Raw genomic sequence first — 832 nt, 5'->3', positions numbered from 1 at the left:
GCGTGCTTTTGCTCGACGAAGTCGAGAAGGCGCATCCGGACCTGTTCAACATCCTGTTGCAGGTGATGGACCACGGCAAGCTGACCGATCACAACGGCAAGCAGATCGACTTCCGCAACGTCATCCTGATCATGACGACCAATGCGGGCGCCTCTGACGCTCAGCGCGCGGCGATCGGCTTCGGCTCGACCAAGCGCGAAGGCGACGACGTCGAGGCCATCAACCGGCTGTTCACGCCGGAGTTCCGCAACCGTCTCGACGCGATCATCCCGTTCGGCTCGCTGCCGGTGCCGGTGATCCATCAGGTGGTGCAGAAGTTCGTCATGCAGCTCGAGGCGCAACTCTCCGAGCGCGGCGTCACTTTCGACCTGTCGCCGGATGCGATCGCCTGGCTTGCCGACAAGGGCTATGACGAACGCATGGGCGCGCGTCCGCTCGGCCGCGTCATCCAGGAGCACATCAAGAAGCCGCTGGCCGACGAGGTGCTGTTCGGCAAGTTGAAGAAGGGCGGCACGGTGCGGGTGACCGTGGAGAAGAAGGAAACCGGCGAGACCGGCCTGAAGCTCGAATCGCTCGCCGACGAAGCGCCGGTGAAGCCGAAGAAGGAAGAGCCGGAGGACTCGCCGAAGGCGAGGAAGGCGGCGGCGAAGAAGCCAATTGCCAAGAAGGCTGCGGCGCAGAAGCCGGAGCCGAAGGGCAAGGACGGCGGCAAGCGCAGCCTCGTCCCGCAACTGCCCCGCAAGGGCTGACCGCTCATAAGCCAAAAAAAGCCCCGGCGACGGGGCTTTTTTCGTTGAAGGAACCGACGCGTGACTGCCGGACAAATCATCAT

Annotated in this window: 1 protein-coding gene; it reads left to right on the top strand. The window is 63.6% G+C overall.

Annotated elements, in window-relative coordinates; all coding sequences use genetic code 11:
• A partial coding sequence (locus EOA29_RS38395; RefSeq protein WP_148669399.1) for an AAA family ATPase occupies positions 1–749 on the top strand: 749 nt, incomplete at its 5' end.
• Positions 750–832: the final 83 nt, after the last annotated feature.

The sequence above is a fragment of the Mesorhizobium sp. M1E.F.Ca.ET.063.01.1.1 genome (assembly GCF_003998155.1).
Classification (GTDB): Bacteria; Pseudomonadota; Alphaproteobacteria; order Rhizobiales; family Rhizobiaceae; genus Mesorhizobium.
The sequence above is the reverse complement of the archived record's forward strand: the minus strand, read 5'-3'. Positions and strand labels throughout refer to the sequence as shown.